This window comes from Streptomyces sp. NPDC091682 (assembly GCF_044756625.1).
Classification (GTDB): domain Bacteria; phylum Actinomycetota; class Actinomycetes; order Streptomycetales; family Streptomycetaceae; genus Streptomyces.
Window position 1 is genome coordinate 80,059 of record NZ_JBIVTH010000026.1, and the last position, 18,736, is coordinate 98,794.

The 18,736-nt window shown below is 72.3% G+C and carries 15 protein-coding genes; 8 read left to right on the forward strand and 7 right to left on the reverse strand.

The genetic code is table 11. The annotated features are described in order from the left end of the window. The first annotated feature begins 92 nt into the window (after window positions 1–92). A complete protein-coding gene (locus ACIQK6_RS37270; protein ID WP_328790364.1) occupies window positions 93–1,382 on the forward strand; it encodes a citrate synthase in 1,290 nt (429 codons plus the stop codon). 413 nt (window positions 1,383–1,795) lie between these two features. On the opposite strand, the gene ACIQK6_RS37275 is transcribed toward ACIQK6_RS37270, so the two are convergent. Together ACIQK6_RS37275 and ACIQK6_RS37280 are read right to left on the reverse strand one after the other, a co-directional pair. Further along, window positions 1,796–4,084, reverse strand: a complete 2,289-nt coding sequence (locus ACIQK6_RS37275; protein ID WP_402696891.1) for a heavy metal translocating P-type ATPase — start codon at window positions 4,082–4,084, stop codon at window positions 1,796–1,798. Window positions 4,085–4,197: 113 nt separating this feature from the next. Next, window positions 4,198–4,431 (reverse strand): heavy-metal-associated domain-containing protein, encoded by a 234-nt coding sequence (locus tag ACIQK6_RS37280; protein WP_402696893.1) that lies wholly within the window; start codon window positions 4,429–4,431, stop codon window positions 4,198–4,200. A gap of 182 nt (window positions 4,432–4,613) precedes the next feature. Here ACIQK6_RS37280 and ACIQK6_RS37285 point away from each other — a divergent pair, with 182 nt between their 5' ends. After that, a complete protein-coding gene (locus ACIQK6_RS37285) occupies window positions 4,614–5,744 on the forward strand; it encodes a cation:proton antiporter (RefSeq protein WP_402696895.1) in 1,131 nt (376 codons plus the stop codon). On the opposite strand, the gene ACIQK6_RS37290 is transcribed toward ACIQK6_RS37285, so the two are convergent. Then, window positions 5,722–6,516, reverse strand: a complete 795-nt coding sequence (locus ACIQK6_RS37290; RefSeq protein ID WP_329101853.1) for a TetR/AcrR family transcriptional regulator — start codon at window positions 6,514–6,516, stop codon at window positions 5,722–5,724. The genes ACIQK6_RS37285 and ACIQK6_RS37290 overlap by 23 nt on opposite strands. Window positions 6,517–6,662: 146 nt before the next feature. Between ACIQK6_RS37290 and ACIQK6_RS37295 the strand changes: the two genes are divergently transcribed. Beyond that, complete coding sequence (locus ACIQK6_RS37295) at window positions 6,663–8,903, forward strand: MMPL family transporter (RefSeq protein ID WP_402696897.1); 2,241 nt, start codon at window positions 6,663–6,665, stop codon at window positions 8,901–8,903. Between the two features lie 91 nt (window positions 8,904–8,994). Here ACIQK6_RS37295 and ACIQK6_RS37300 read toward each other — a convergent pair whose 3' ends face one another. The 3 genes from ACIQK6_RS37300 to ACIQK6_RS37310 all read right to left on the reverse strand — a co-directional run bounded on the left by ACIQK6_RS37300 (window position 8,995) and on the right by ACIQK6_RS37310 (window position 11,379). After that, window positions 8,995–9,195, reverse strand: a complete 201-nt coding sequence (locus ACIQK6_RS37300; RefSeq protein WP_030655426.1) for an AlpA family transcriptional regulator — start codon at window positions 9,193–9,195, stop codon at window positions 8,995–8,997. A 232-nt stretch (window positions 9,196–9,427) separates the two neighbouring features. Then, window positions 9,428–10,438: a Gfo/Idh/MocA family oxidoreductase gene (locus tag ACIQK6_RS37305; protein ID WP_329101859.1), complete on the reverse strand. Its 1,011-nt coding sequence runs from the start codon at window positions 10,436–10,438 to the stop codon at window positions 9,428–9,430. A gap of 26 nt (window positions 10,439–10,464) precedes the next feature. Further along, complete coding sequence (locus ACIQK6_RS37310) at window positions 10,465–11,379, reverse strand: sugar phosphate isomerase/epimerase family protein (protein ID WP_402696900.1); 915 nt, start codon at window positions 11,377–11,379, stop codon at window positions 10,465–10,467. A 26-nt stretch (window positions 11,380–11,405) separates the two neighbouring features. Here ACIQK6_RS37310 and iolC point away from each other — a divergent pair, with 26 nt between their 5' ends. The 5 genes from iolC (at window position 11,406) to ACIQK6_RS37335 (ending at window position 17,483) form a co-directional block, all read left to right on the forward strand. Next, the gene (iolC, locus tag ACIQK6_RS37315) at window positions 11,406–12,386 is read left to right on the forward strand and encodes a 5-dehydro-2-deoxygluconokinase (protein ID WP_329101862.1); all 981 of its coding nucleotides are present in this window, start codon (window positions 11,406–11,408) and stop codon (window positions 12,384–12,386) included. Between the two features lie 7 nt (window positions 12,387–12,393). Further along, complete coding sequence (iolB, locus tag ACIQK6_RS37320) at window positions 12,394–13,260, forward strand: 5-deoxy-glucuronate isomerase (RefSeq protein WP_402696902.1); 867 nt, start codon at window positions 12,394–12,396, stop codon at window positions 13,258–13,260. Then, window positions 13,257–15,131 carry a 3D-(3,5/4)-trihydroxycyclohexane-1,2-dione acylhydrolase (decyclizing) gene (iolD, locus tag ACIQK6_RS37325; protein WP_329101866.1) on the forward strand — a complete coding sequence of 625 codons (1,875 nt, stop codon included), beginning with the start codon at window positions 13,257–13,259 and terminating at the stop codon, window positions 15,129–15,131. Before iolB ends, iolD begins: the two co-directional genes overlap by 4 nt. 12 nt (window positions 15,132–15,143) lie before the next feature. Further along, window positions 15,144–16,643, forward strand: a complete 1,500-nt coding sequence (locus ACIQK6_RS37330; protein WP_329101868.1) for a CoA-acylating methylmalonate-semialdehyde dehydrogenase — start codon at window positions 15,144–15,146, stop codon at window positions 16,641–16,643. A gap of 90 nt (window positions 16,644–16,733) precedes the next feature. Continuing rightward, window positions 16,734–17,483, forward strand: a complete 750-nt coding sequence (locus ACIQK6_RS37335; RefSeq protein ID WP_329101870.1) for a hypothetical protein — start codon at window positions 16,734–16,736, stop codon at window positions 17,481–17,483. Window positions 17,484–17,520: 37 nt separating this feature from the next. On the opposite strand, the gene ACIQK6_RS37340 is transcribed toward ACIQK6_RS37335, so the two are convergent. Next, the gene (locus ACIQK6_RS37340) at window positions 17,521–18,588 is read right to left on the reverse strand and encodes a WxL protein peptidoglycan domain-containing protein (protein WP_329101872.1); all 1,068 of its coding nucleotides are present in this window, start codon (window positions 18,586–18,588) and stop codon (window positions 17,521–17,523) included. Window positions 18,589–18,736 lie beyond the last annotated feature (148 nt).

Consider the following 18,736-nt stretch of genomic DNA (forward strand, 5'->3'; position numbering starts at 1 on the left):
CGACCCCGAGTGCACTCTCCTGCGCCAAATGGGGGAAGGTAGAGGAAGTCAGGGCACCTCGAAGAAGAGGCACTACGTCGGTGAGGGATGACGTGAGCGACAACTCTGTAGTACTCCGGTACGCGGACGGTGAATACACCTACCCGGTGGTCGAAAGCACCGTCGGTGACCAGGGCTTCGACATCTCGAAGCTGCGGGCCCAGACCGGGCTCGTCACCTTGGACAGCGGCTACGGCAACACCGCGGCCTACAAGTCCGCGATCACCTACCTCGACGGTGAGCAGGGCATCCTGCGCTACCGCGGCTACCCGATCGAGCAGCTGGCCGAGCGGTCGTCGTTCATCGAGGTGGCGTACCTGCTGATCAACGGTGAGCTGCCGACCGTCGACCAGCTCGCGTCGTTCCGCAACGAGATCACCCAGCACACGCTGCTCCACGAGGACGTGAAGCGCTTCTACGACGGCTTCCCGCGGGACGCGCACCCGATGGCGATGCTGTCCTCCGTGGTCAGCGCGCTGTCGACGTTCTACCAGGACAGCCACAACCCGTTCGACGAGAAGCAGCGCCACCTCTCGACGATCCGGCTGCTGGCCAAGCTCCCGACGATCGCGGCCTACGCGTACAAGAAGTCGGTCGGCCACCCGGTGGTCTACCCGCGCAACGACCTCGGCTACGTCGAGAACTTCCTGCGCATGACCTTCTCCGTGCCGGCCCAGGAGTACGACCTGGACCCGGTCGTGGTCTCCGCGCTCGACAAGCTGCTGATCCTGCACGCGGACCACGAGCAGAACTGCTCCACCTCCACCGTGCGCCTGGTCGGCTCCTCGCAGGCGAACATGTTCGCCTCGATCTCCGCCGGCATCTCGGCCCTGTGGGGCCCGCTGCACGGCGGCGCCAACCAGTCCGTCCTCGAGATGCTGGAAGGCATCAAGAACGACGGCGGTGACGTCGACGCCTTCATCCGCAAGGTGAAGAACAAGGAGGACGGCGTCCGCCTCATGGGCTTCGGACACCGTGTCTACAAGAGCTTCGACCCCCGGGCGAAGATCATCAAGGCGGCGGCGCACGACGTCCTCTCGGCGCTCGGCAAGAGCGACGAGCTGCTGGACATCGCGCTCAAGCTGGAAGAGCACGCGCTGGCCGACTCGTACTTCGTCGAGCGCAACCTCTACCCGAACGTGGACTTCTACACCGGTCTGATCTACCGGGCGATGGGCTTCCCCACCGAGATGTTCACCGTGCTCTTCGCGCTCGGCCGCCTCCCGGGCTGGATCGCCCAGTGGCAGGAAATGATCAAGGAGCCGGGTTCCCGCATCGGTCGCCCGCGCCAGATCTACACCGGCGAGGTCCTGCGCGACTTCGTTCCCGTGGAAGCCCGCTGACCCGAGGCCTTCCTCCGCGCGGCGTGCGGCCGTGCGGAGCGCACCGCAGGCAATGCGGAGCGCACCGCAGAAAACCCTGAGCATGCGAGAAGCGCCCCGCCGTCGATCCCCCCACGGGTCGACGGTCGGGGCGCTTCCCTTTTCCCCGAAACGGATTCCCCCCACGGGACCCGAGTCGGGGCGTCGGTGTGCCGGGACCCGTTCGTTCGGGAGGGCCGCTCAAAGCCTCCCGCGGGTACGCGTCCCGGCCGGCTGATGCCCACGGAAACCTCCCCAGGTTTCCGAGGAACGTCCCCCAAGACGTTCTTGGCACCGCCCCATTAGACCCATGACGACCCCGGATGGTTACGTTGCGGTCACTGTGATCTGCGTCTCCCGTGAAGGAAGTGTGGGGACCGTGAGGAGGAGGGCCACTAGCGGAAGGACCGCAACCGGAGGCTGTTGGTCACCACGAAGACCGACGAGAAGGCCATGGCGGCCCCCGCGATCATCGGATTGAGCAGACCGGCGGCCGCCAGCGGTAGGGCCGCCACGTTGTACCCGAAGGCCCAGAACAGGTTGCCCTTGATCGTGGCCAGGGTCCGGCGCGAGAGCCGGATCGCGTCCGCCGCGACCCGCAGGTCGCCCCGTACGAGGGTCAGGTCTCCCGCCTCGATGGCCGCGTCCGTGCCGGTGCCCATGGCCAGCCCCAGGTCCGCCTGGGCCAGTGCGGCGGCGTCGTTGACCCCGTCGCCGACCATCGCGACCGTACGGCCCTCGGACTGCAGGCGGCGTACGACGTCCACCTTGTCCTGCGGGAGGACCTCGGCGATCACCTCGTCGATGCCCACCTCGCGGGCCACCGTCGCGGCGACGGCCTTGTTGTCGCCCGTCAGCAGGACCGGGGTGAGGCCCAGTGCCCGCAGCCGGGAGACCGCCTCGGCGCTGGTCTCCTTGACCGCGTCCGCCACGGTCAGGACCCCGCGCGCCGCGCCGTCCCAGGCCACCAGGACGGCGGTGCTGCCCGCGGCCTCGGCGGCCGCCTTGGCCCCGGCCAGTGGGGCCGGCAGCTCGATCGACCAGTCGGCCAGCAGCTGCTCGCGGCCCACCAGGACGGCGTGTCCGTCGACCACGCCCTGGACGCCGAGCCCCGCGACGTTCTCGAAGGACTCCGGAACGGGCAGGGAGCCGGCCCGCTCCGCCGCCCCGGCGGCGACGGCGCGGGCGATCGGGTGCTCCGAGGCGTGCTCCAGGGACCCGGCGAGGCGCAGGAGTTCGTGCTCGTCGACGCCCGCGGCGGGGAAGACGCCGTCGAGGGTCATCCGGCCGGTGGTGACGGTGCCGGTCTTGTCCAGGACGACGGTGTCCACGCGGCGGGTGGATTCCAAGACCTCGGGGCCCTTGATCAGGATGCCGAGTTGCGCGCCCCGCCCGGTGCCGACCATCAGCGCGGTCGGGGTGGCCAGGCCCAGGGCGCACGGGCAGGCGATGATCAGGACGGCCACGGCGGCGGTGAAGGCGGCGGTGGGGTCGTTGGTGATCAGCAGCCAGGTGATCCAGGTGCCGATGGCGAGCACGAGGACGACGGGGACGAAGATCCCGGAGATCTGGTCGGCGAGGCGCTGCACTTCGGCCTTGCCGTTCTGTGCGTCCTCCACCATCTTCGCCATCCGGGCGAGTTGGGTGTCGGCGCCGATCCGGGTGGCTTCGACGACCAGGCGTCCGGAGGTGTTGACGGTGGCTCCGGTGACGGAGTCGCCCACGGCGACGTCGACCGGGACGGACTCGCCGGTCAGCATGGAGGCGTCCACGGCGGAGCTGCCCTCGACGACGGTGCCGTCGGTGGCGATCTTCTCGCCGGGGCGGACGACGAACCGGTCGCCCACCGCGAGCGCGCCCACCGGGATCCGGACCTCACGGCCCGCGCGCAGCACGACGACGTCCTTGGCGCCCAGCTCCAGCAGGGCCTTCAGGGCCGCGCCCGCCTTCCGCTTGGAGCGGGCCTCCAAGTAGCGGCCCAGGAGGATGAAGGAGACGACGCCGGCCGCGACTTCCAGGTAGATGGCGGAGGAGCCGTCGGTGCGGGAGATGCTGAGGTCGAAGCCGTGCCGCATGCCGGGCATGCCGGCGTGGCCGAAGAACAGGGCCCACAGCGACCAGGCGAAGGCGGCCAGCGTGCCGACCGAGACGAGGGTGTCCATGGTGGCGGCGCCGTGCCGGGCGTTGGTCCAGGCGGCCTTGTGGAAGGGGAACCCGCCCCAGACGACGACCGGGGCCGCGAGGGTCAGGGAGAGCCACTGCCAGTTGTCGAACTGGAGGGCGGGGACCATCGCGAGCAGGACGACGGGCAGGGCGAGCGCGACGGAGACCAGCAGGCGCTGCCGCAGTGCGGCGAGCGCCGGGTCGGGGACCTCGGTCCGCACCCCTTCGCTCTCCTCGGGGGCGTCGGCGTCGGCGGCGTCGGCGGCTTCCGGGGCGGGCGGCGGCGGGGGCTCCTCGGCGGTGTAGCCGGTCTTGACGACGGTCGCGATCAGATCGGCGACCTGCACGTCACCGGTGTAGGAGACGCGGGCCTTCTCGGTGGCGTAGTTCACCGTGGCCTCGACGCCGTCCATCCGGTTGAGCTTCTTCTCGATGCGGGCGGCGCAGGAGGCGCAGGTCATCCCGCCGATCGAGAGTTCGACCGCCGTTATCGGTCCGTCGTGCACTGTGCTGCTGCTCATGTTCCGGCTCCAGGGGGATGGCCGGGCCGTACGGGACCAGTATGAGCTGGCCGGCACGGCCCGGCAGGGTGCCGCGGGGCTGCCGCGGGTGCCGTGCGGGTCTTGCGCGCCGCTCAGACCTGTCCGGCGAACTCGTAGCCGGCCTCGTCCACGGCGGCACGGACGTCCTCGTCCGCGAGCGGGGCGGCGGAGACCACGGTGACCTCACCGGTCGCGGCGACGGCCTTGACCGTGCTGACGCCCGGCAGGGCGGAGATCTCGGCGGTCACCGCACCCTCGCAGTGTCCGCAGGTCATGCCGGTCACCCGGTAGACGGTGGTGGTCTGGGTGTCCGTCTCGGCGGTCATGTCGTTCTCCTCTTCAATGGCGTGTGCCGGTCACCGGGAGGGCGGCCGATGGCTCCACCGTGCTCCCGACCCTTCGAGACTATACCCCTGGGGGGTATCAAGGCGAGCATCTGCGGCTCCCAGTCTCTCGATCCTGGTGGGAAAACTGGCCGGTATGGGCGAACTGCGTGTAAATGGCTGATATGGATCACTCGGGAAGCCTCGTCCTGATCATGGCTGCCGCCGTACTGGCCCCCCTGCTCGCGTACGGGGCGGCGCGCTGGATCTCGGCCCCCCTGGTGATCTTCGAAATCTTGCTCGGCATCCTGATCGGACCGGACGTGCTCGGCTGGGCCGCGACGGGTGAGGTGATCGACGTGCTGAGCCGGCTCGGGCTGGCCATGCTGATCTTCCTCGCCGGGGGCGGCGGCTTCGGTCGGGGCGTGTACGTGGGCACCGCGCTCACCAGTACGGCGCTGGGCGCCATCCTGCCCATCCTCAGGGACACCGGGGACCTTCAGGGCCGGTTCGGGGCCGTGATGATGGCGATGGGCGCGGTGGGCGAGTTCGGGCCGATCATCGCCATGTCGCTGCTGCTGAGCGGGCGGGCGCCGGCCGGCTCGGCGGCGCTGCTGGCGGCCTTCGCGCTGCTGACGGCGGGGGCGCTGCTCTGGGCACTGCGGCCCAAGCCGCCCTGGCTCTCCCGGGGCATCGCCAAGACCCTGCACAGCAGCGCGCAGTTCGCCGTGCGCTTGGTCCTCCTGCTGCTGGTGGCGATGCTGGCGCTGTCCGAGGTGCTCGGTCTCGACATGCTGCTCGGCGCCTTTGCGGCCGGACTGATCACCAGGCTGGTCCTGCAGGGGGCCGCGCCGGAGAGCGGCCCGGTGGTGCTGTCGAAGGTGGAGGCCATGGGTTTTGGCTTCCTGGTGCCGCTGTTCTTCGTGGTCACGGGGATCGAGTTCGACTTGGAGGCGCTGTTGTCGGGCGGGCGGGAACTGGCGCTGCTGCCGGTGTTCCTGGTGCTGTTCCTCGTGGTGCGCGGGCTGCCGATCCGGCTACTGGCGCCGCGCGACCTGGGGCGGGACGAACGGTCGGCCCTGGTGCTGTTCGGGTCCACCGCGCTGCCGCTGGTGGTGGCCATCACGACGCTGGGCGTGGAGGACGGGATGATGACGTCGGGCGAGGCGGCGGCGCTGGTGGGGGCCGGGATGGTGTCCGTCCTGGTGTTCCCGCTGCTGGGGCTGCGGCTGCTGGCCCGCGCGCGGGGCCCGGAGGGCGCCGAGGTGGTGCGGGCCGGCCGGGCCGGACGGGTCAGTGAAGGGGAGTCTTGGTGAGCATCGGCTCCAAGTAGCGCAGCAGGACGGTCTTGAGCTCGGCGGTGTACGCGGCGCGCTCGTCGCCCTCGTGGGCCAGGATCAGGTCGAGGGACGACTTGAAGATGCCCAAGATCATGTTCGAGATGAGGGCGAGCTCGTCGGGCGTGGTGGTGGGGCAGCGGTCGCGCAGCACGGCCTCGATCCGGGTGAGCAGTCCTTCGTGCAGTTCCTCGTGCTCCTGGGCGATGCCGGGCACGCCGGTGCCGTGCATGAGCGCCCAGAAGGCCGGGTTCTCACAGTTGAAGGCGATGACCGGGTCGAGGACGGCGTCGAGCAGCTCGGGCAGGGGGCGCTGGAGGTTCTCGGCGCGGAAGGCCTGTCCGTGCGCCTCGTGCGCGCGCTGGAGCAGTTGGCCGCCGAGCTCCATCGCGATGGCCTCTTTGTTGGGGAAGTACTGGTAGAGGGTGCCCGGCGACACGCCCGCCTCGCGCGCGATGGCGTTGGTGCTGGCCGAGGCGTAGCCGGTGCGGCAGAACACCCCGGCGGCGGCGGCCAGTAGCTGGGAGATCCGGCGCTCGCCGCGGGCCTGGCGGCGGCGCGGGGTGGGGGTGGTGGCACCCGTGTCGGCGGCGGACGTCGCGGCGCCGGTCGTTGCGGCGCCGGTCGTTGCGGCGGCGGCCTTCGCGTCGGCGGCCTTCGCGGCGGCGCTGCCCTTCAGGTCGGCGCTGCCCTTCGGGTCGGCGGCGTCGATGGTGGAGCTCTTGATCCCCTTTTCGGTGTTTTTGCCCATGCGTGTCCCCGGCATGTCCAATCCCCTGCTTCCCGTGGGCGATTGACAAACGCGAGTGATCGCTCGCATTCTTGAGAAACGCGAGCGACTGCTCGTGTTTGCCAGTCTATGTGGCCTGGCAATCACGGTGAAGGGGACACCGAGTCATGTCCGAAGTCAAGAAACCGCCGTCCTCCGGGGCGGACGCGGGGTGGACCCGGTTCGTCACGGCCCGGCCGCGGCTCACGCTGCTGCTGGCCCTGCTGGTCACGGCCCTGTCCGTGGTCGCGGGCGGCGGCGTCGCCGACCGGCTGGGAAGTGGCGGCTGGGAGGACCCGGGCGCCCAGTCCACCTACGCCACGCGGGCCCTGGAACGGGAGTTCCCGCACTCCGAGCCCAATCTGCTCCTGCTCGTCGACGCCGCGGCGGGCACCACCGGGGTCGACGACCCCGCCGTGGCCGCCGAAGCCGAACGGCTCACGACCGCACTCGCCGCCGAACGGGGGGTCGTCGGCGTCGGTTCGTACTGGCGCACCCAGCTGCCCACGCTGCGCTCCGAGGACGGCCGGCAGGCGCTCATCGTCGGCCGCGTCCAGGGCGACGAGAAGACGGCCACCGCCGCACTGGAACGCATGGCACCGCGCTTCGAGGGCGAGCGCGGCCCGGTGCGGGTGTCCCTCGGCGGCCCGGCCGCGGTGCAGCGCGAGGTCACCGAGACCATCCAGGAAGACCTGCTGCGCGCCGAGCTGATCGCCCTGCCGGTCACCCTCGTCCTGCTCGTCCTCGTCTTCGGCAGCGCGGTCGCAGCTCTGCTCCCCCTCGCCGTCGGCATCGTGGCCATCCTCGGCACCAATGCCGTACTGCGCGGACTCACCGAGTTCACGGACGTCTCCGTCTTCGCCCAGAACCTGACCACCGCGCTCGGCCTCGGACTCGCCATCGACTACGCCCTGTTCATCGTCCGCCGGTTCCGCGAGGAACTCGCCGCCGGGCGCGATCCGGTCGGAGCGGTCGGGGCCACCCTGCGCACCGCCGGGCGCACCGTGCTCTTCTCGGCGCTCGCCGTCGCGGTCTCGCTCTCGGCCATGCTCTTCTTCCCCATGTACTTCCTGCGCTCCTTCGCCTACGCCGGTGTCGCGGTCGTACTGCTCGCGGCCGCGGCCGCGCTGATCCTGCTGCCGGCCGCCCTGGTGCTCCTCGGCGAGCGGGTCAACGCCCTGGACCTGCGCCGGCTGTGGCGGCGGCGGGGTCGGCCGGAGACGGCCGCGACCGGGCCCGCGGAGACGGGCCGGGGCTGGGGGCGGGCGGCCGCTCTCGTGATGCGGCGCGCCCCGGTCTTCGCCGTGGCCACCACCGTGGGCCTGCTGCTCCTCGGGTTGCCCTTCGCGGGAGTCAAGTTCGGCACGGTCGACGACCGGCAGCTCCCGAAGGACGCCCCCTCGCACGTGGTGCAGGAGCAGATCCGCGACGGCTTCCCGAACAGCCCCGGTGGCGGTATCACCGTGCTCGCCGAGGGAGCCCCCAGCACCGAGCGCCTCGCGGCCTACCGGGACCGACTGGCCGCCCTGCCCGGGGTGACCCGGGTCGACGGGCCGATCGGCTCCGCGGCGGGAAGCGAGTACACCACCTTCTCGGTGTCCGTCGAGGGCGAGGCCGTGGGGCAGACTGCTCGGGACCTGGTCGACGAGGTCCGCGCCGTGGACGCCGGCTTCAAGACCTCGGTGACCGGACAGGCGGCCGTCCTCGTCGACGCGCAGAAGGCCATCGCCGGCGCACTGCCCGCGGCGGCGGCCCTCGTGGTCCTCGCCACGCTGCTGCTGGTGTTCCTGCTCACCGGGAGCCTGCTGATCCCGCTCCAGGCGGTGCTGCTCAACGCCCTCAGCCTGACCGCGATGTTCGGGGCGGTGGTGTGGGTGTTCCAGGAGGGCAACCTCTCCGGGCTCCTCTCCTTCACCGCCACCGGCGACATCGAGACCACCCTGCCGGTGCTGATGTTCTGCATCGCCTTCGGGCTCTCCATGGACTACGGGGTGTTCCTCATATCCCGCATCAAGGAGGAGTACGACCGGACCGGGGACCACGAGAGCGCCGTCCGGACGGGGCTGGCCCGCACCGGCGGGCTGATCACCGCGGCGGCCCTGATCCTGGCGGTGGTGATGGTGGCCATCGGCACCTCCCGGGTGACCAACACCAAGATGCTGGGGCTCGGGATCGCGCTGGCGGTCCTCATGGACGCCATGGTCGTCCGCAGCCTCCTGGTCCCGGCGGTGATGAAGCTGACCGGACGGGCCACCTGGTGGGCCCCCGCCCCGCTGCGTCGCCTGCACGAGAGGTTCGGCCTGAGCGAGGGCGAGTCCGCGCCCCCGACACCGGAGCCGGAGCGGATACCCGTGGGGGCCGGCGCCTAGGAGGTGCGCCCCGGCCCCGGGGAACGGTTCGCCGGGGCCGTGGGGGCGGGTGAGGCGATCCGGCGGATCCCCTCACCCGCCCCCGCCGGATTCAGTCCTCGCGGCGGCCCCGGTTCCCGGGCCGGCGGGCCACCCAGGCGCGCACGGTTTCGGCGTACCAGTAGGGCTTGCCCCCCTCCACATGGTCGGGCGGGGGCAGCAGCCCGTGTTTGCGATAGGAGCGCACGGTGTCCGGCTGGACCCGGATGTGGGCAGCGATCTCCTTGTATGACCACAGCTGTCGGTCGCTCATGCTGGACACCTCCTTGTCCACGTCGCGGGGCCGGCCGGGAGGCCGTCGGGGAGCCGACGCGTGGACGCTGACGATCACTCGGGTTGTGCCCGGGGAACGATGCTGAGTGATGACAGGGGAGGGGCTGTTGACTTCCTGTGACGGAAGACCTGCGAAATGCGGACATGCGTCACAGAAGGGTGACCCTTGTGACAAGAGGGTCACAGGGGTCGAACGAGGAGTTGGTAGGGCGTCAGCGGTACAGGGCTGGGCGTTCCGTCAGCTCCACGACGGCCCGTACACCGGTGCGCGCAGCCGCGAGGCCCGCCTCGGAGACGGCGGCCGCCGCGTAGCCGTCCCACGCGTCGGGCCCCGCCACGCGGCCGTGCGCCGCCGCGGCCACCCAGCTCCGCAGCTGGCGGTCGTAGGCATCGGCGAAGCGCACCGTGAAGTCCTGGTCGATGGCGCCGCCCCACCGGCCCGCCGACTGCACCACCATCGCGTGTCCGTCGCCGATCCGGGCACTGCCCGCCTCGCCGACCGCCTCGCACTGCACCTGGTAGCCGAAACCGCAGTTGACGAAGATCTCCACGTCGACGACGGCCCCGCCGGAGGTCTCCAGCAACACCAACCGGGGATCGCTCAGCCCTTCGGGAGCGGCCGCCGTGGGCCGCGGCGAGAGCACGCTGACGGCGGTGATCTCCTGCCCCAGCAGCCAGCGGGCCGCGTCCACCTCGTGCACCACCGAGTCGCTGATCAGCATGTCGCTGGTGAAGAACGACGGCGAGGAAGCATTGCGGTGCCGGCAGTGCAGGAAGAGCGGGCGCCCGATCCCACCCGCGTCCAGCAGCTCCTTCAGCCGGGCGTACTCGGCGTCGTACCGCCGCATGAACCCCACCTGCACCAGGCGCCGCCCCAGACGCTGTTCGGCCTCCATGACGCGCAGCGCCCCCGCCGGGTCCGGAGTCAGGGGCTTCTCGCACAGCACCGGCAGCTCCCGCTCCAGCGCGTGCAAGATCGCCTCCTCGTGGGCGGGTCCGGGCGAGGCGATCAGCACGGCCCGGACCCCGGGTGCGGCTATCGCGGCCGCCGGGTCGGTGTGCGCCGTCGCCCCGTCCAGGGTGGACGCGACCTCCTTGACCCGGTCCCCGTCCGGGTCGGCCACGGCCACCACACGGGCCCCGCCCACCGTCCGCCCGATCCGGCGGACGTGGTCGGCGCCCATCTTCCCGGTGCCGATGACGGCGATGCCGAGCGTGCTCATGTCGTACTCCTCTTCCTTCCGAAGGGTCAGCGGGCGCCGCAGGAGCGGAGGTAGGCGCGGGTGCGCCGGGCGATCGGCAGCGGCCGGTCGGGCGGACACGGGTACATGTCCTGCTCCACGATGGCGAACAGGTCCACGTCCAACCGCTGGGCCGCCGCGAGCACCGGTTCCAGCGCGGGCACCCCCGAGGGCGGTTCGCACATCACCCCACGGCCCACGGCCGGCCCGAAAGGCAGCCCCTCGGCGACGACTTCGGCCAGGATCCGCGGATCCACCTGCTTGAGGTGGAGGTAGCCGATTCGCTCGCCGAAGGTCTCCACGGCCTGCACGCTGTCCCCGCCGCAGTACGCGTAGTGGCCCGTGTCCAGGCAGAGGGAGACGAGAGCGGGGTCGGTGGCGTCCAGGAAGCGGGCCACGTTCGCCGGGGTGTCGATGTGGGTGTCGGCGTGCGGGTGGACGACGATCCGCAGCCCGTACCGGTCCTGGACCTCCCGGCCGAGGCGCTCGGTCTGCGAGGTCAGTTCACGCCATTGGGCGGGGGACAGGGTGCGGTCCTCCAGCACCTCCCCGGTCTTGTCGTCCCGCCAGAAGGAGGGGATGACCACGAGATGGGCCGCGCCCAAGGCCCGGGCCAGCGCGGCGATCCGCGACACGTGCTCCCAGGTGTCCTCCCACACGGCGGGCCCGTGATGGAGTCCGGTGAAGACGGTTCCGGCCGAGACGCGCAGCCCGCGCTTGGCCGTTTCCTCGGCGAGGCGGGCGGGATCGGTGGGCAGATAGCCGTAGGGGCCGAGTTCGATCCACTCGTACCCGGCGTCGGCGACCTCGTCGAGGAAGCGTTCCCACGGGGTCTGCCGGGGGTCGTCGGGAAACCAGACACCCCAGGAGTCCGGAGCCGAGCCGATGCGGATACGGGTCAACGCGGGCGGGGAGGACGTCATAACGGCCACCTTAGGGTGGAGGACCAATGGGAGGACTGACTGTGACCGGCACCGGCGATCCGCTCGCGCTCGACCTGATCACGATGGGCCGGATCGGGGTGGATCTCTACCCGTTGACGACGGGCGTACCACTGGCCGAGGCGGAGACCTTCGGCAAGTTCCTGGGCGGCTCCCCGACCAACGTGGCCGTCGCGGCGGCCCGGCTGGGACGCCGGGTGGCGGTGATCACCCGCACCGGCGCGGACCCCTTCGGCGCGTATCTGCGCTCCGAACTGCGGGGGTTCGGGGTGGACGACCGGTGGGTCGCCGAGATCGCCGGGCTGCCGACCCCCGTCACCTTCTGCGAGATCTTCCCGCCCGACCACTTCCCGCTGTACTTCTACCGGCTGCCGAAGGCTCCGGACCTGGAGATCGCGGCGGACGAGGTGGACCTGGCGGCGGTACGGGCGGCCCGCGTGTTCTGGATGACGGGTACGGGCCTGAGCGAGGAGCCCTCGCGGGCGGCGACGCTGGCGGCGCTGGAGGCCCGCGCGCGGACCGGGACGACGGTCTTCGACCTGGACTGGCGGCCGATGCTGTGGCGGGAGGAACCAGGGCCGTACTACGAACGGGCGCTGAGGTCGGCGACGGTGGCCGTGGGGAACGCGGAGGAGTGCGAGATCGCCACGGGCGCCTCGGACCCGCACGCGGCGGCGCGGGCGCTGCTCGCGGCGGGTGTGGAACTGGCGGTGGTCAAGCGCGGCCCGAAGGGCGTGCTGGCGGTCCACCGCGACGGCACGGTGGCGGAGGTCGCACCGGTGCCGGTGGAGGTGGTCAACGGGCTGGGCGCGGGGGACGCGTTCGGCGGGGCGTTGTGCCACGGGCTGCTGGCGGGGTGGGAACTGGAGCGGGTGGTGCGGTACGCGAACGCGGCCGGGGCGATCGTCGCCTCGAGGCTGGCGTGTTCGAGCGCGATGCCGTTCTCTCACGAGGTGGAGGAGGTGCTGGGGCGTGCCGGTGGTGTCTGAGTGGGGGATGGAATGGACGAGGCTGGTGGTCCTCGACCTGGCCCCGGGAGAGGTGTACGCACACCCGTGCGGGGAGTCGGAGTGGATCGTGCTCCCCCTGTCGGGCGCCTGCGAGGTCCACTGCCGGGCCCTGCCGAATCAACCCCCGCCGGCGTTCGAGGCGCGGGGTGCGGGGCAGAGCCCCGAGGGCGGACCGGAGGTGTTCCAATTGCGCGGGCGGACCGGGGTGTTCAGCGGCGTCACCGACTTCGCCTACCTGCCGCGGGACGCGGACGCGGAGATCCGGTCGGCCGCCGGCGGACGCTTCGCCCTCGCCGGAGCCCCGTGCGAGACGCGGCTCTTCGCCCGGTACGGACCCGCCGACCAGGTCCCCGTAGAGCTCCGCGGCGCCGGCCAGTGCTCCCGCCAGGTCAACAACTTCGCCGCCGCGGACACCTTCCCCGCCGACCGCCTCATCGCCGTCGAGGTGCTCACCCCCGGCGGGAACTGGTCCTCGTACCCGCCGCACAAGCACGACGAGCACCACCCCGGCGAGGAGTCCCGCCTGGAGGAGATCTACTACTTCGAGATCGCCCCGCACGGTGACACCCCCGGGCTCGGCTACCAGCGCGTCACCCCCTCCCCGGCCGGGAAGACCGACATCCTCACCGAGGTGCGGACCGGGGACGCGGTGCTGATCCCCGACGGCTGGCACGGGCCGTCCATGGCCGCCCCCGGGCACGACATGTACTACCTGAACGTGATGGCCGGACCGGGCCGGACCCGCGAGTGGCTGATCCGGGACCACCCCGACCACGGCTGGATCCGCGGCAGCTGGGACGGCCAGGACGTCGACCCCCGGCTGCCCTTCTCCCGAACGGAGGACCACCGGTGAGGCTCACCGTCGCGCAGGCGCTCGTCCGGTTCCTGTCCCGCCAGTACACCGAGCGCGACGGACACCGCCGCCGGCTGATCGCCGCCACCTGGGGGATCTTCGGGCACGGGAACGTCGCCGGCATCGGCCAGGCCCTCCTGGAGACCGGGCCGCACGGCATGCCCTTCCTCCAGGGCCGCAACGAGCAGGCCATGGTCCACGCCGCCGTCGGGTACGCCCGCCAGAGCGGCCGCCTCTCCGCGCACGCCGTCACCACCTCCATCGGCCCCGGCGCCACCAACCTCGTCACCGGCGCCGCCCTCGCCACCATCAACCGGATCCCGGTGCTCCTGCTGCCCGGCGACACCTTCGCCACCCGGCCCGCCGACCCCGTGCTCCAGCAGCTGGAGGTCCCCTACGCCGGGGACGTCTCCGTCAACGACACCCTGCGCCCCGTGTCCCGCCACTTCGACCGCATCACCCGCCCCGAGGCCCTGATCCCGGCCGCCCTCCAAGCCGTACGGGTGCTCACCGACCCCGTACAGACCGGCGCCGTCACCCTCGCCCTGCCGCAGGACGTGCAGGCACAGGCGTACGACTGGCCCGAGGAGTTCTTCGCGGAGCGCGTGTGGGGCGTGCGCCGACCCCGTCCCGACCGGCACGAACTGGCCCGCGCCGCCGAGGCCGTACGGGGCTCCGCGCGCCCGCTGATCGTCGCCGGCGGCGGGATCCGGCACAGCGCGGCCGGCGCGGCCCTGGCCGCCTTCGCCGAGGCCACGGGGATCCCGGTCGCCGTCACCCAGGCGGGCAAGGGCGTCCTGCCGCACGGGCACCCCGCCGACGTCGGCGGGATCGGCCACACCGGCACCTCCACCGCCGCCGCGCTCGCCCGGGAGGCCGACCTCGTCATCGCCGCCGGGACCCGGCTGACCGATTTCACCACCGCCTCCGCGACCCTCTTCCAGAACCCGGTCGTCCGGTTCGTCGGCCTCAACCTGGACCCGTACGACGCCCACAAACTCGCCGCCCTGCCCCTGGTCGCCGATGCCCGCGAGGGCCTCGACGAGCTGCGGGTCGCGGTCGCCGGCCACCGCACGGACCCGGCGTACGGGGCGCGGTACGCGGCGGAGCGGGCGCGCTGGGAGAGCCGCGTCGAGCTGGCCCACGCCGTCCCGGACGCGGACGAGGACGCCCCGCCCACCCAGGCCCAGGTGCTCGGGCTGCTCGACGCCCTGGTCGACGGCACCGACATCCTGATCAACGCGGCCGGCTCCCTCCCCGGCGACCTGCACAAGCTGTGGCGGGCCCGGTCGCAGGACCAGTACCACGTGGAGTACGGATACTCCTGCATGGGCTACGAGATCCCCGCGGCGATCGGAGTGGCGCTGGCCGCGCCCGGCCGGCCGGTGTGGGCGCTGGTCGGCGACGGGACGTACCTGATGAATCCGACCGAGATCGTCACGGCCGTCCAGGAGGGCGTCCCGATCAAGGTGGTGATCCTCGACAACCACGGCTACGCCTCCATCGGCGGCCTGTCGGGCGCGGTGGGCGGTGAGGGCTTCGGTACCGCGTACCGCTTCCGGGCGCCCGACTCCGGGTACACGGGGGACCCCCTTCCGGTGGACCTCGCGGCCAACGCGGCCTCCCTCGGGATGGCCGTGATCCGCGCCCGCACCACGCGTGACCTGCGCGAAGCCCTAGCCGAGGCCCGCGTGGCGACCCGCCCCACATGTGTCTACGTACAGACCCGAACGCCCGACACTGTGTCGGGCCCACCCCCGGCACAGGCGTGGTGGGATGTTCCTGTGGCCGAGACCGCGACCCGCAAGGCCGCTGCCACGGCCCGTGAAGAGTACGACCGGCAAGCCGCGCAGCGACGTCGCCATCTGTGAAGGAGCAAGGCAATGAAGACCGTCAACCACTGGATCGGTGGCAAGACCGTCGAGGGCGCGTCGGGCAACTACGGCCCGGTCACCGACCCGGCCACCGGCGAGGTCACCACGCAGGTCGCGCTCGCCTCGGCCGACGAGGTCGACGCGGCCGTACAGGTCGCCCGGGAGGCCTTCCTCAGCTGGGGCCAGTCCTCGCTGGCCGCCCGCACCAAGGTGCTGTTCGCCTACCGCGCCCTGCTCGACGCCAACCGTGACGAGATCGCCGCGCTGATCACCGCCGAGCACGGCAAGGTCCACTCGGACGCGCTGGGCGAGGTCGCCCGCGGCCTGGAGATCGTCGAGCTGGCCTGCGGCATCACCACGCAGCTCAAGGGCGAGCTGTCCACCTCCGTCTCCAGCCGGGTGGACGTCTCCTCGATCCGCCAGCCGCTGGGCGTCGTCGCGGGCATCACCCCGTTCAACTTCCCGGCGATGGTCCCGATGTGGATGTTCCCGCTGGCCGTGGCCTGCGGAAACACCTTCATCCTCAAGCCGAGCGAGAAGGACCCGTCGGCCGCCAACAAGCTCGCTGAGCTGGCGACCGAGGCCGGCCTCCCGGCGGGCGTGCTCAACGTGGTCCACGGCGACAAGGTGGCCGTCGACGCGCTGCTCGCCCACCCCGGCATCGCGGCCGTCTCCTTCGTCGGCTCGACCCCGATCGCCCGCCACATCCACACCACCGCCTCGGCCAACGGCAAGCGCGTCCAGGCCCTGGGCGGCGCCAAGAACCACATGCTGGTGCTGCCGGACGCCGACCTGGACGCCGCCGCCGACGCGGCCGTGTCCGCGGCCTACGGTTCGGCCGGTGAGCGCTGCATGGCGATCTCCGCCGTCGTGGCCGTCGGCGCGATCGGCGACGAGCTCGTCGAGAAGATCCGCGAGCGCGCCGAGAAGATCAAGATCGGCCCCGGCAACGACCCGGCCTCCGAGATGGGCCCGCTGATCACCGCCGCCCACCGCGACAAGGTCGCCTCCTACGTCAAGGGCGCGGCCGACCAGGGCGCGGAGGTCGTCCTCGACGGCACCGGCTTCACGGTCGAGGGCAACGAGAACGGCCACTGGATCGGCCTGTCCCTGCTGGACCGCGTGAAGACCGACTCCGACGCCTACCGCGACGAGATCTTCGGCCCGGTCCTGTGCGTGCTGCGCGCCGAGACCTACGAGGAGGGCGTGGCCCTCATCAACGCCTCGCCGTTCGGCAACGGCACCGCGATCTTCACCCGTGACGGCGGCGCCGCCCGCCGCTTCCAGCTGGAGATCGAGGCCGGCATGGTCGGCGTCAACGTCCCGATCCCGGTGCCGGTGGGCTACCACTCCTTCGGCGGCTGGAAGGACTCGCTCTTCGGCGACCACCACATCTACGGCAACGACGGCATCCACTTCTACACCCGCGGCAAGGTCGTCACGACCCGCTGGCCGGACCCCTCCGAGGGCCACATCGGCGTGGACCTGGGCTTCCCCCGCAACCACTGACCCGCCCCGCACCCGGCACCTCTAGCAGCCCCCGGCCACCTCCCACCGGCCGGGGGCTGCTGCCGTTCCCTCCCGTCTACGCTGACCCGTATGGCAGAACTCCCACATTTCAGCGTGCTGTTGACCCGGCTGGCGGAGCGCCGCGGGCTGGGCGTCGACGGCCTGGCCCGGCTATCCGCCGTCCCGAAGGCCGAGCTGCGGGCCGTCTGCGACGGAGCGGCGCCGGAGCCGGCGCTGCTGCTCCGGCTCGCACCCGCGCTCCAGCTGCACGCCGAGGACCTGTTCGTCATCGCCTCCGTGGCCCTGCCGCAGGAGATGACGCCCCTCGACCCGGACGCCGGGGGAGGGGCGGCCGTTCTCGCCCTGCACACGATGGGCCTGCCGCGGCAGGAGCAGGAACGGTTGCGCCGGCTGGCGGCGGCACTGCCGCAGCAGGACCGCACCCGGCCGACCCGGGAACCACGCCCGTGGGAGCAGTATCCGCCGGGTCCCGGCGGACTGCTCATGCGCCTGCTCGCCAACCGGAACCTGGGGTGGTCGGCCGGAGCGAAGGTGTTCCTGTCCCTGACCGGCCGGTACTGGTCCGCCGCCACGTACGGGCAGGTGGGCCGTGGCCTGATGGAAGTGAGTCCCGATCTCCAGGCCGACTACGCGACCGTGCTCGGCTTCCGCGCCGACGACCTCGCCGTACTGACCGGCATCGGCCTGCCCGACGGACACCGTCCGCCGCCGCGGGCCGCCGTCGAGGTGGCCGGCCTCGTCCGGGACGTCCGGCGCCTGAGCCAGGAGCAGGTGCGGGAGCTGTCCGACACCGCGCAGCGGGGGCTGCGCGTGCCGTGACCCGGCCGGCGCCCTCGTCCGCGGGCATCCGTACCGGTCAGGGCGTCCGGGCCAGGTCCGGTACGGGGTGCGGCTGCTCGCCCGCCGCGCGGCGACGGCGGCGCAGCGCCCACACCGCGGCGCCCGCGCCCGCCAGCACCAGGAGCAGGCCCACGGCCGGCCAGGGCACGGCGATGAAGTCGGTCCCGGACTCCGAGACCAGATCGGGGTGGGCCGCCGCGCCCGCCCTCACCTTGACGGTCACCCAGTCCGACTGGGGGGCGTCCGGCCACGGTTCGGTCAGCTCGATCCGCTGCCCGGGCAGCAGGGACAGCTTCAGCTCGCGGGCCGGCCGGTTCAGCACCTCGCGCCCGAACAGCCCCTCGGCGGACACCGTCACCCTGGGCTCGACGACCACGTTGCCCCGGTTGACCAGCGCGTACGAGACCGTGGCGCGGGCGTCGCGCACCCAGGGCAGCAGCGGAGCCGAGCGGCTGACCCGTACGGCCTCCACGCTCAGCCCGGCCGTGACCGGCCCCGGCACCCGGAAGTACAGCCGGGCGCCCACCGAGCGCTTCACCCCGACCTGGACCTTGCCCTCCTGCTGCACGCCCTCCACGGCGGTGCCCAGGGCGACGATCCCGCCGACGTGGTCACCGGGCGTCGCGTCCGCCGGGACCCGCACGGTGAACGGGATGTCCTTGCGGCCCTTGGCGGGCACGGTGACGGTGCTCGCGGTCTCCGGCGCCAGCGCGACCCACGCGCCGACGTCCTTCGGCTTCGTCTCCACCGGCAGCAGCGCGAAGGCGCCGCCCGCCGGGGTGTTCACGGCATCGGTGGCGAAGACCTGGAACGTCAGCTCCTTGTCGGAGGAGTTCACGATCGTCACGCTGTCGCTCAGCGTGCTCCCGGCCGCGCCCTGGTGGAAGAAGTACGCGCGGTCGGTCATCGCCGCACCGGCCGCAGGCGTCGGGAACACCCCCCACGTGCCGTTGTCCGCGGCGCGCGCCGCGGTGGCTGGCAGCAGGCCCGCGCCGCCGCCGAGCAGCAGGCCGAGGAGCAGACCGTACAGGAGGGTGCAGGTGCGGCCACGGGTGCGGCTGAGGCTGCGGGTGCGGGTGCGCATGGGCGGTCTCCAGTGGGCGCGGACAGGGGAAAGGGGTGGTGGGGGGGGGGGGGGGCGCCCCCCCCCGGGGGGGGGGGCCCGGGGGCGGGGGGGGAAGCGAAGGTGAGGGCCCGGGGGTGGGTGTCAGCGCCCCCGAACGGCGCGGGGT

Excerpts from the sequence above, each read along its gene's own strand:
- ACIQK6_RS37275 (WP_402696891.1), bottom strand. The coding sequence starts at position 4,084 with ATGAGCAGCAGCACAGTGCACGACGGACCGATAACGGCGGTCGAACTC.
- ACIQK6_RS37280 (WP_402696893.1), bottom strand. The coding sequence starts at position 4,431 with ATGACCGCCGAGACGGACACCCAGACCACCACCGTCTACCGGGTGACC.
- ACIQK6_RS37285 (WP_402696895.1), top strand. The coding sequence starts at position 4,614 with ATGGATCACTCGGGAAGCCTCGTCCTGATCATGGCTGCCGCCGTACTG.
- ACIQK6_RS37290 (WP_329101853.1), bottom strand. The coding sequence starts at position 6,516 with ATGGGCAAAAACACCGAAAAGGGGATCAAGAGCTCCACCATCGACGCC.
- ACIQK6_RS37295 (WP_402696897.1), top strand. The coding sequence starts at position 6,663 with ATGTCCGAAGTCAAGAAACCGCCGTCCTCCGGGGCGGACGCGGGGTGG.
- ACIQK6_RS37300 (WP_030655426.1), bottom strand. The coding sequence starts at position 9,195 with ATGAGCGACCGACAGCTGTGGTCATACAAGGAGATCGCTGCCCACATC.
- ACIQK6_RS37305 (WP_329101859.1), bottom strand. The coding sequence starts at position 10,438 with ATGAGCACGCTCGGCATCGCCGTCATCGGCACCGGGAAGATGGGCGCC.
- ACIQK6_RS37310 (WP_402696900.1), bottom strand. The coding sequence starts at position 11,379 with ATGACGTCCTCCCCGCCCGCGTTGACCCGTATCCGCATCGGCTCGGCT.
- iolC (WP_329101862.1), top strand. The coding sequence starts at position 11,406 with ATGGGAGGACTGACTGTGACCGGCACCGGCGATCCGCTCGCGCTCGAC.
- iolB (WP_402696902.1), top strand. The coding sequence starts at position 12,394 with ATGGAATGGACGAGGCTGGTGGTCCTCGACCTGGCCCCGGGAGAGGTG.
- ACIQK6_RS37330 (WP_329101868.1), top strand. The coding sequence starts at position 15,144 with ATGAAGACCGTCAACCACTGGATCGGTGGCAAGACCGTCGAGGGCGCG.
- ACIQK6_RS37335 (WP_329101870.1), top strand. The coding sequence starts at position 16,734 with ATGGCAGAACTCCCACATTTCAGCGTGCTGTTGACCCGGCTGGCGGAG.
- ACIQK6_RS37340 (WP_329101872.1), bottom strand. The coding sequence starts at position 18,588 with ATGCGCACCCGCACCCGCAGCCTCAGCCGCACCCGTGGCCGCACCTGC.